Here is an 11,972-nt window from a genome sequence, read left to right as displayed (position 1 = left end):
TAATTTTAAAAAGAATATACCATTATTCCACTAAATGTATTATAATAGTATATCAGTATTTAAATAATTGTTTTTACAATATGGAGGAGGAAATGTCTTTTTTAAATAGGTTACTGAAAAAGAAAGTCCTAGGAATAAATAAAGAAAAGTTGCCTGAACATATAGCTATAATACCTGATGGTAACGGACGTTGGGCAAATCACAGGGGGATGCCGAGAAATGCAGGACATAGGGAAGGTTCTAGAACCCTGAAAGAGATTGTTTTACATTGTGCAGAAATAGGAATCAAATACCTTACTGTTTATGCTTTTTCTACAGAAAATTGGAAAAGACCTGAAACTGAAGTGAATTCTCTTATGGCGTTAATACATGAGTTTTTAGAAAATGCAGAGGAAGAACTTTCAGGAAGCAATGTACAGATAAGAATAATTGGGAATATGCTCGGACTTTCCGAAGCACTCCGGAGGGAAATACCCAAAGTTGTAGATATGACAAAAGCAAACACAGGCCTAATCCTTAATATTGCATTGAATTATGGAGGAAGAGATGAAGTTGTAAATGCGGTCCGTAGAATTGCAGAAGAGGTAAAAAATGGGAAAATAAGTATTGAAGATATCAATGAAAAACTTATATCAAGTAAATTGTATACAGCGGGTATTCCTGACCCCGACTTGCTTATAAGGACAGGTGGAGAAAAAAGGGTGAGTAATTTCCTTTTATGGCAAGGAGCATATACCGAGATGTGGTATTCTGACATACTCTGGCCTGATTTTACAAAGGAACATTTATTGGAAGCCATACATAATTATCAAAACAGGAAAAGAAAATTTGGGGGAATCTAATTGTTAAAAACAAGAATAATAAGTGCGGTAATAGGTCTTTCCTTATTACTAGCGGCAGTATTTATTTCGAAAGAAACCCTGACTATTGCCGTATTTATTTTATCAGTTGTGGCAATCGATGAGTTTTATAATGCAGTTTCAAAAGTGGGGCATAAGCCCGTAAGGTGGATTGGATATTTATCCTGTATTATTATACTGTTGGTTGGCTTTATGGAGGGAAAGGGTTTATTGTCATTTGTATTTGTATTACTATTACTACTACTTCTGTTCCCTTTACCTGTATTCTTCCATGGGAAGTATAATGTTGCCGATATTTCAATGACTATATACAGTATCTTTTATACAGTTTTTATGTTTTCATTCATTGTACTGACAAGGGAACTTAGGAACGGCATATTTTTTATCTGGATTATATTTATAGGAGCCTGGGCAACAGACACTTTTGCTTATTTTGGCGGCATTACTTTCGGCAAAACAAAACTAATACCGGCTGTAAGCCCCAATAAAACTCTGGAAGGCTCGATAAGCGGAGTCATTGGCTCTGTTGTTGCGATTGCTTTGTACGGCTTTTTTGTCAGGCAGAGTTTAAACTATCTGACTTACTACCATTTTATAATAATGGGTGTACTCTGCGGAATTATGTCCCAAGTAGGAGATTTAACTGCCTCTGCAATTAAAAGGTACGCAAAGATTAAAGACTATGGCAATATAATACCAGGTCATGGGGGTATCCTGGACAGATTTGACAGTGTATTGCTTATTTCACCAATTATATATTTATATGTATATTTTGTAATTTGAATTAAGAGTATAACATCCAAGGAGATTATCGATGGAGAAATGTATATCGATATTAGGGTCCACAGGTTCAATTGGTGTGCAGACTCTTGGTGTAGTGCGCAATTTAGGTATTAGAGTTAAAGGTTTAACAGCAGATAAGAATATTGATTTGTTAGAAAAGCAAGCCAGGGAGTTTAAACCTAAGGCTGTTTCCATATCTTGTAATAAACAGGCAGAAGAATTACGTTCAAGGCTTGGAGGCCTAAATATAGAGGTTTACTCCGGAGCAGAAGGATTGATAAGAATAGCAACCCTTGAAGGTGTTGATACGGTTGTTAACTCATTAGTAGGTATTGCAGGGCTTATGCCTACCATGGAAGCAATAAGGAATAAAAAAAGCATAGCCCTGGCAAACAAGGAAACGTTAGTAGCTGCAGGCAGTTTGGTTATGGCGGAAGCTAAAAGGCACAGTGTTGAAATTATTCCTATTGACAGTGAACATTCAGCCATCTTTCAATGCATTATGGGTAATAACAAAGCTAATGTTTCAAAATTGATTTTAACGGCATCCGGAGGCCCTTTCAGGGGTTGTAGATATGAAGATTTGATTTATATCACTCCTGAAGAAGCATTAAAACATCCAAATTGGCAGATGGGAAATAAAATTACTATTGATTCCGCTACATTAATGAATAAGGGCTTAGAGGTTATTGAGGCAAGATGGCTTTTTGATATAAATGAGGATAATATAAAAGTACTAATACATCCGCAAAGCATAATCCATTCCATGGTAGAATATATTGATGGCTCGGTTATTGCGCAATTAGGGCCTCCTGACATGAGGATCCCTATTCAATTTGCTTTAACTTACCCGGAAAGAAGCTGTAATAATTTTCCAAAGCTTAACCTTGCTGAAAAGAGAACATTAACTTTTGAAGAGCCAGATTATAAAGTATTTCCTTGCTTAAACCTTGCCTATGAGGCTTTAAAGGCATCAGGGACAATGCCTGCAGCAATGAGTGGGGCAAATGAAATGGCAGTATGGTTGTTTTTAAATAAGAAAATCAAATTTACCCATATCCCTGAACTTATTGAAAAGGTAATGGAAAAACATAAAGTGAATAATAACCCGTCGATTAATGATATAATAGAAGTAGATACTTGGGCTAAAGAAGAAGCTGCCGAAATATGTGGTAAGGGGGAGTTGCTTATATGAACTTGTTATTGGCGTTTATAGCGTTTAATTTTATAGTTATTGTACATGAATTGGGCCATTTTATTGCCGCGAAATTGGCTGATATTAAAGTATTAGAGTTTTCTCTCTTTGTTGGGCCAAAGCTCTTTAGTATAAAAAAAGGTGAGACTGAATATTCCTTAAGGCTGTTTCCAATACTAGCATATGTAAAAATGGAAGGAGAGGAAGAAAAATCAGATAGTGAAAGAGCTTTTAATAAAAAGCCATTGCCTGCAAGGGTTGCAGTTATAGCTGCGGGTCCTTTGGCAAACTTGTTTATTGCAGTAATAGTTCTGACAATAGTATTTTCTGTAACAGGATTTACTACAACCAATCTTAAGTATGTTGAGGATGGCTCTCCTGCTTATAATGCATCAATACAAAAGGGAGATAAAATTATAAGGTATGACGGAAAAAGAGTATACCAACCCATGGATGTTATACAGTTTTTGTATGTTTATAAAGGAAGGCCTGCAAAAGTTGAAGTAATAAGGAACGGTAAAACGTTTGAAACACAGATTACTCCTTTAAGAATACCGGAACAGGAAAGATATTTATTTGGTTTTAGTGTGCAGCAAATATCAGGGGAGCTTTCCAATGTTGTTAATGCCGTTTCTCCAAATACGCCGGCGGAAATTTCCGGATTGAAACCCGGTGACAGGGTGGTTAAGCTGAATGATGTACCTATTTCCAGCAAAAAAGACATAGACAACTTTATGAGCGTGAATAAAGGTAATACTGTTAAAATGACCGTTTTAAGGAACAACTCCGAAATAGTACTTGAAATTACACCATATGTTCAAAAAATACCGGAACAGTATTATCTTGGTATAGAATATGAATTAAAGAAAGGCGACATATTTGAGGTAATGAGGTATTCTATTTTGTACGCCTATTCTATTGCTAGAAACGTAGCTTACAGTCTCGTTTGGTTGGTAACAGGCAGAGTATCCCTAAGCCAGATGACAGGCCCTGTAGGTATCGTAAGCACAATTGGAGATGTGGTAGAACAGGGTACCACCTTAGCGAATAAACTGCTGTACCTGCTTAATATTACTGCATTTATAAGCATAGCTATCGGGGCTACAAATTTAATTCCTTTCCCTGCCCTTGATGGAAATAAATTACTGTTACTGTTAATAGAGGCAGTGAGGAAAAAACCTATTCCTTCTGAAAAAGAGGCTTTTATATCGATGATAGGTTTTGTAATACTTATAATATTGGCGTTGTTTACTGTTTATAATGATACACTCAGGTTAATAAGGGGAGGGTATTAAAATACTTTAAAATGGAATATGGAATTATGAGGAAAAAGACCCATAAAATAAGGGTGGGTGATAAGTTTATAGGAGGAGACGCTCCTATTACAGTACAGTCAATGACTAATACCGACACTCGTGATGTTGGTAAAACAATAGAGCAAATAAGGAGGCTTGAAGATGAAGGGTGCGACATAGTGAGGGTAGCTGTACCCGACAATGAGGCCGCTCTTGCCATAAAAGCAATAAAAAAGGCTGTAAAAATTCCTGTAGTAGCCGACATCCATTTTGACTACAGGCTTGCAATAAGCAGTATAGAAAGCGGTGCAGATAAAATAAGGTTAAACCCCGGCAATATAGGAGGAGAGGATAGAATACGCCAAGTAGTTGAGATGGCTAAGGCAAAGGATGTTTCCATACGTATTGGTGTCAACTCCGGTTCTGTTGAAAAAGACATAATAAAAAAATATGGGGGAATAACGCCTGAAGGCATGGTGGAGAGCGCTTTAAGACATATAGAAATATTGGAGAAATATAATTACAATAATATTGTGATATCAATTAAGGCATCAAATATACCAACGACGATCGCATCATACAGGTTGGTTTCAGAAAAGATTGGGTATCCCTTGCATATAGGTGTTACTGAAGCGGGGACAGTATATAAAGGAACTATAAAGTCTGCTGTTGCATTAGGTTGCTTGCTGGCAGAGGGCATTGGGGATACCCTTAGAGTTTCCCTTACGGGAGATCCTGTTGAAGAGGTGAGAGTAGGAAGAGAAATATTGAGAGCTCTAGAAATTGAAAAAAAAGGAATTGAAATAATATCCTGTCCTACCTGTGGAAGGTGCCGGATTAATCTTATTAATATTGCAAATACTATAGAAGAAAAATTAAAGCATTGTAATAAGAATATTAAAATAGCAATAATGGGATGTGCTGTAAATGGACCTGGAGAGGCAAGAGAAGCAGATATCGGCGTTGCAGGAGGAAAGGGTGAGGCTTTATTGTTTAAAAAAGGGAAGATAATACGTAAGATTCCTCAGGAGAAAATTGTGGAGGAATTACTAAAGGAAATAGAATATACTTTTTGAGGGGAGATTTTTATGCCTGTAAGTGCAATAATCCCTGCATTTAATGAAGAGAAGACTATTGGAGAAATTATAAAGGTTTTGGCTAAGGTAGATACTATTGAAGAAATAATAGTGGTAAGTGACGGTTCTCGGGACAGGACGGCTTCAATTGCCCGGGAACTGGGAACTACGGTAATTGAGCTTCCTCAAAACATGGGAAAGGGTGCTGCAATTAAAAAAGGACTTGAGGTTTGCAAAAGTGATATAGTATTATTGCTTGATGCTGATTTAATAGGTTTAAGAGAAATACATATAAGGAAATTGCTTGAACCGGTGATAAAAAATCAATGCGATATGACAGTGGGAGTTTTTAATGGAGGCAGGATTTCTACAGATTTAGCGCAAAAAATTGCTCCCCAGTTGTCAGGACAGAGAGCAGTCAGAAAGTCGATTATTAATAATATGGAATACATGGAAAAGGCGGGATATGGAATTGAAGTAACCTTGACCAGGTATGCAAAAAGAGAAAAAATAAAGGTTATTGAGGTTAAACTCAAGTATTTAAGCCATGTTACAAAAGAAGAAAAGTATGGGATAATAAACGGATTTAATAAAAGACTTAAGATGTATTGGGAGATTTACAAATGCTTAAGGCCAACAAAAAGGTTGAAGTATAAAGGAAGTATAAAGTAAGATAAAGGGGTATGGATAATGCAAAATGTTGCTTTAAACAATAGATTTGCTGAAATATTTCCAGAAACATCCGATAGAGAAAAGATTAAAAATTTGTTTTCAGAGGTTGAAGTACGAAATATTAATTTTTACAAAAGATCAAAGATCCTTGAGATAATAATATTATCCAAAAAGCTGATACCTGCGCAGGTATTAGCGGAAATCGAAGAAAAATTTACTGATTATTTTAATTTAGATTCTGTAAATATAAAAGTAAAGTATAATATTTCTAAGCCCTTAGATGATCTTATAGAAGACTATTGGGAAAGCATAGTATTCAATGTAAGCAGAAAAATAGCTACAAGCCGTGGACTGTTGTCCGGTTGCAGATGGAAACTTACAGGAAAGAATTTGACGGTACATTTAAAGACAAAAGGGGCAGAAATCCTTAAAGTTCAAGGATGTAATAAATATATAGAAGAAATAATTGAAGAAGCCTTTTCGGCAAAAATTAAGGTGGAGTTTGAAGATTGCGTAATTGATGAGAGTTATAAAATAAAGTATCTGGAAAATAAAAAATATGAGGAAGCCAAAGTCCTTAAAAATATTGCAATTTTATCACCTAAGGCTAAAGAAAGCCGGAATGGAGAAGGTAAAACCGATAATAAAAATCAAACCGGCCTTATTATTGGTAAAAATTTTAATGATGATTTAATGAGGATAAGGAGTATAAATCAGGATTCGGGTATTGTTGCCTTTAGCGGTGACATTATGAAAGTTGAGTTTAAAGAGATAAAAGGGAACAGGTATTTATGTATTTTTGATATAACAGATTATACAAGCTCTCTGACAGTAAAATTCTTTGTGAGAAAAAATAATATAGATGAAATAAAAAAGAAAATAAAAGAGGGAATTACAGTAAAGGTAAGGGGAGAAGCTCAATACGATAAGTTTTCAAGGGAATTTGTAATAATTGCGTTAGATATTTTACAAATTGAAAAACAAATGCGTATGGATATGGCTAAAGAGAAAAGGGTTGAGCTGCACCTTCATACCCAAATGAGCGCTATGGATGGGGTATCGCCTGTTGAAGAATTAATAAAACGAGCCTTCGAATGGGGCCATAAAGCTATTGCAATAACCGACCATGGGGTAGTACAAGCTTATCCTGGCGCTTCAATGGCTGCTAATAAGTATAATATAAAAGTCATATATGGCATTGAGTGTTATTTAATGGATGACGTTTGTCAAAACTTTGGAGACAATACAGATTATACAAAAGCTGATTCTTATCATGCAATAATACTTGTTGTGAACACAAAGGGCTTAAAGAATCTATATAAACTGGTTTCTCTTTCGCATCTCGAGTATTTTTATAAGAAACCTAGAATACCTAAAGGCATTTTTACTCAATATAGGGAAGGGTTATTGCTTGGAACTGCATGTGAAGCAGGGGAATTGTATAGAGCATTTTTGGAAAACAAAAATGAAGATGAAATTGTCGAAATTGCTTCATTTTATGATTATTTCGAAATACAACCGTTAGGTAACAATCAGTTCCTTGTAAATGATAGAATTGTAAATAGCATTGAAGATTTGAAAGAAATCAATAGAAAAATAGTTCAGTTAGGTGAAAAGTTAGGAAAACCTGTGGTTGCAACATGCGACGTCCATTTTCTGGATCCTGAAGATGAAGTATTCAGGCGGATACTGATGGCTGGACAAGGATATAATGATGCAGACAAACAAGCTCCACTGTTTTTCAGAACAACTGAAGAGATGATGGAAGAGTTTATGTATCTTGGAGAAGAAAAAGCTTATGAGATAGTAGTGACCAATACAAATACTATATCCAATGTTGTAGAAAAAATTTCTCCTATTCCAAAAGGGACTTTCCCACCCAAAATTGAAGGAGCTGAGGAGGAAATAGAAAAACTTGCAGTAGGACAAGCCAAGGGAAAGTATGGCGAGTCCCTTCCTGAAATTGTAGAAAACAGAATGAAGAAGGAACTCAGCTCAATTATTAAAAACGGTTTTTCTGTAATGTACCTTATAGCTAGAAACCTTGTACAAAAATCTCTAAGCAATGGTTACCTTGTAGGCTCCAGGGGGTCTGTAGGCTCATCTTTTGTTGCCTACCTTACAGGAATTACGGAAGTAAACCCGCTTCAACCCCATTACATTTGCGATAAGTGTAAGTATTCGGAATTTGTGACGGATGGCAGTTTCGATTGCGGTTATGACCTTCCCGATAAAAAATGCCCAGGATGTGGAGAAAACTTAAGGAAAGACGGATATGACATTCCGTTTGAAACTTTTTTAGGCTTTGAAGGAGATAAAGAACCTGATATCGACTTAAACTTTTCAGGAGAATATCAGGCTAGGGCACATAAATTTGTTGAAGAATTATTTGGCGAAGACCATGTATTCAGGGCCGGTACTATTGCGTCAATAGCAGAGAAAACAGCATTTGGCTTTGTGAAAAATTATCTGGATGAGAGAGGTATTGTAGTAACCAGTGCGGAAATGAACAGGTTAATTAGAGGGTGTACCGGTGTAAAAAGGACTACCGGTCAGCATCCCGGCGGTATTATGATTGTGCCGCAAGACAAGGAAATATATGATTTTTCGCCAATCCAGCGTCCTGCTGATGATATCGATTCTCAAACCATTACAACTCATTTTGATTATGATTTTTTGCATGGGAGCATATTAAAGCTTGATATTTTAGGGCACGATGATCCTACGACAATAAAAATGTTGGAAGATTTAACAGGGGTGGATCCCAGGTCTATACCTATTGGTGACCCGGTAACAATGGCTATATTTAGCAGTACTGACCCCCTGGGAGTAAAACCTGAAGATATAAATAGTGAAGTGGGTACTTTGGCAATACCTGAGTTTGGAACTAAATTTGTAAGGCAGATGCTGGTTGAAACAAAACCCAAGACAATGTCGGAACTTATAAGGATATCAGGGTTGTCTCATGGTACCGATGTATGGATTAATAATGCCCAGGATTTAATAAAATCCGGTACTGCAACCCTTTCGGAAGTTATCTGCACAAGAGACGATATTATGTTATATCTTATATATTCAGGATTGCCTCCTATAAAGGCTTTTAAGATAATGGAGGATGTCAGGAAAGGGAAGGGACTTACCGAGGAATATGAAGAAATTATGCGCCAGCATAATGTGCCCCAGTGGTATATTGAATCCTGTAAAAAAATAAAATACATGTTTCCTAAAGCCCATGCAGCAGCTTATGTAATGATGGCTTTCAGGATTGCATGGTTTAAGGTACACTATCCTGTTGAGTTTTATGCTGTATATTTTACAGTAAAGGCTGATGAGTTTGATGCAGGAATAATGACACAGGATAAAACTAAGATAAGGAATAAAATTTTAGAGTTGGAAAGTAAAGGGAATAATATTACGCAAAAGGAAAAAGGCATTTTAACTTTATTGGAAGTAGTGAATGAAATGTATGCAAGAAATATTAAATTTCTCCCTGTTGATTTATACAAATCCGAGGTAAGAAAATTCATAATTGAGGAAGGAAGCATCAGGCCTCCACTTAACAGTTTACCGGGTCTTGGCGTCACAGCAGCCCAAAACATTGTTGAAGCAAGAAAAGAAGGCAGATTTACTTCAGTGGAGGATTTAAGAATAAGGGGTAAAGCCAGTAAAACAGTTATCGATATTTTAAAAGAACACGGATGTTTAAAAAATCTACCAGAAAGCAGCCAAATAAGTTTATTTTAATAAACATACTAAACTTTTTTGGATTATATTGATAATTAACAAGATGACATTATCATAAAAAAACACAAAAAAATTTGTCCAAACTATTGCTTCATTAAATTGAGTATGCTATACTTTTAATAAAATGAATAATGAATAATTTAAAATATGATAAGTAATTAGTACATTCACTGGAGAAATATATATAATTATTAAATTGAAGAAAATAGAAAAACAAAAGCAAACATCAAATCGACAAAATTTGTAAAGATACTAACCTGATACTGATATTTGACTTAAAAAGATATATGGATCTGTTTGGAGAGTAGACTTTGAATATATAATCGAAATGAGTTCAAAAACCGTTTCATCATTGACTAAAGAACTGATTGAAAATGATATTATAGCTGAGACGGGAGAAGAGCCTGCAACAATCGGTAGAAGAAAACCCATAATGCCGATTCTATTTAAGTTTAAATAGATTAACAATACGGAAGATAACTTGGAGGTATAGATATGAGTAAAACTGTTTTAAGGTTCTTCGATGATTTTTGGCTTGATGTACGTAAAAATATAAAGAGGAACTGGTATTCACCTGTTCTTGCCGGTAGGTTTGACAGGGCTGGCATATATCCTTCTGCTGCTTGGTGCCCTGAGATCGGTAAATATAGGCTGTGGTATGAGATAATGCCTGATTTTGCAAATGATGGGAGGAGATTGCTTGCCCTCGCTGAAAGTGATGACGGCCTCAACTGGTATGATGCTGATGTACCTGTGGACGACTTACCAGTTGAAATTCGCAACTACAGCAGTATTGTTCTTGCAGGCGGACCCGAAGGAATACATGGTACAAGTGTGTTTCGTGACCCTTATGAAAAGGATCCCGCTAAGCTTTACAAGGCTTGCACTCTTGGCAATAGAGTAGAATTTCAGCCAAGGTCTCCGGAAGAAAGAAACCTTGTTATGTATTTTTCACCTGATGGCGTCAACTGGGATTCAGGAAGCAGTCGGATTGTTTATCCGTTTACGAGCGATACATATAATTGTATACTTTATAATCCGATATTCAAGAAATATATGGTTTTTTTTAGAGCATCCAATGTGGACCGAAGAGTAGCAAAGATTGAATCTAACGACCTGCTTTCCTGGAGCCGTCCAACTATAATAATCCACCCTGATGCAGGTTATTCAGACGAAAGTGAAATGATACAACTCTACGCCATGTGGGCCGGCTGGTTTGATGGAATGTTTCTCGGCCACTTATGGAGGTTCCATACAGAAGCTGCTGATGAGTCGTATCCTAAAATGTTTGGGTATATGGATACCGAACTGGTATACAGTTATAACGGGATCAACTGGATGCATACCACCAGGAAACCTCTTGTAGAAAGACCTGTACCACCTGAATATGGTCATACACAGTTAGCTCTATCGGGAATGTTCGAGACAAAAGAAAAAGATGCATGGATATTGGTAGGTTGCGCATCGAGGGGGATCCATGGAACAAGTCGTGAGAACAAGCGACTTTATGATATGATGAAAGGCAGAATTATTAATATAAACTTTTACCGCATAAGAAGAGATGGTTTATGCGGTCTTGAGTGCTGTGGTAGGAAGGGCATTATAGGAACAAAACCATTTGAACTTCTGGACGGTGATATCACTTTCAATGTAAATGCACCTTTTGGTTTTGTTCGATTTGCTATAACCGATCCATCTGCAAAGCCCCTCGAAGGGTTTTCCTTTGATGACTGTGAACCGTATTGCGGGGATGGTTTAGATGTGGCCCCGGTTTGGAAAGGACATAGCCTTGCTGAACTAAAAGGTAGACGAATTAGGATATGGATAGAACTCAATACTGCCATACTTTACTCTATTTCTGCTACAATAAGACCGTATATTTGGGGGCCCCAAGTTTCCATATCTGACCCGACGAGGGTAGAAATGGACGAAGGTATGGTATAAGGTAGGGTATAATATGCTTCTCCATAAAAATATATTGAAAAAGGAATTCATATTAATGGCTATTACTTCCAATTACAAAAATTCCTCCTTATTAGTGGTAAATTTTCATTTTTCAACATAATTATACACTATTTGGCGGAGGAAATCCATATAAATAAATTGCTAAAACCCACTTTTTCTAAGGGTTTCAGCATTTTATAAATAACTAAAACAAAATATATACAAGCATTCCTGTAATAAATGAAAATGGACTTTGAAAATGAAAAAGCCTCCTGCTATGATTAAAGTATCAAATCTAAATCATATTTAACCAGGAGGCGGTAAAAAATGCTTAAGTCACAAGTTGAAAAGATAATGGCAATAAACCCAAAGATGATGATAGTCGGTGTTGATGTTGCCAAGA

At 36.3% G+C, this 11,972-nt stretch carries 8 protein-coding genes; all 8 read left to right on the top strand.

The genetic code is table 11. The features are described from left to right. Positions 1-92: 92 nt before the first annotated feature. The 8 genes from HPY74_16970 (at position 93) to HPY74_16935 (ending at position 11,569) form a co-directional block, all read left to right on the top strand. On the top strand, positions 93-842 hold the full coding sequence (locus HPY74_16970; GenBank protein ID NSW92331.1) for an isoprenyl transferase: 750 nt from the start codon (positions 93-95) through the stop codon (positions 840-842). After that, positions 843-1,643, top strand: coding sequence for a phosphatidate cytidylyltransferase (locus HPY74_16965; GenBank protein NSW92330.1), 801 nt, complete (start codon positions 843-845; stop codon positions 1,641-1,643). A gap of 31 nt (positions 1,644-1,674) precedes the next feature. Then, positions 1,675-2,838, top strand: coding sequence for a 1-deoxy-D-xylulose-5-phosphate reductoisomerase (locus tag HPY74_16960; GenBank protein ID NSW92329.1), 1,164 nt, complete (start codon positions 1,675-1,677; stop codon positions 2,836-2,838). Then, positions 2,835-4,133: an RIP metalloprotease RseP gene (gene rseP, locus HPY74_16955; protein NSW92328.1), complete on the top strand. Its 1,299-nt coding sequence runs from the start codon at positions 2,835-2,837 to the stop codon at positions 4,131-4,133. Before HPY74_16960 ends, rseP begins: the two co-directional genes overlap by 4 nt. A gap of 11 nt (positions 4,134-4,144) precedes the next feature. After that, entirely contained in the window at positions 4,145-5,209 is a 1,065-nt protein-coding gene (ispG, locus tag HPY74_16950; protein NSW92327.1) for a flavodoxin-dependent (E)-4-hydroxy-3-methylbut-2-enyl-diphosphate synthase, read from the top strand. A 12-nt stretch (positions 5,210-5,221) separates the two neighbouring features. Then, entirely contained in the window at positions 5,222-5,881 is a 660-nt protein-coding gene (locus tag HPY74_16945) for a glycosyltransferase family 2 protein (protein NSW92326.1), read from the top strand. Positions 5,882-5,899: 18 nt separating this feature from the next. Then, positions 5,900-9,625, top strand: coding sequence for a PolC-type DNA polymerase III (locus tag HPY74_16940; protein ID NSW92325.1), 3,726 nt, complete (start codon positions 5,900-5,902; stop codon positions 9,623-9,625). 495 nt (positions 9,626-10,120) lie between these two features. Next, on the top strand, positions 10,121-11,569 hold the full coding sequence (locus HPY74_16935; GenBank protein ID NSW92324.1) for a hypothetical protein: 1,449 nt from the start codon (positions 10,121-10,123) through the stop codon (positions 11,567-11,569). Positions 11,570-11,972 lie beyond the last annotated feature (403 nt).

This window comes from Bacillota bacterium (assembly GCA_013314855.1).
Taxonomy (GTDB): Bacteria; Bacillota; Clostridia; order Acetivibrionales; family DUMC01; genus Ch48.
Note: the sequence above shows the minus strand (reverse complement) of the source record. Positions and strands in the feature narration are given on the sequence as shown.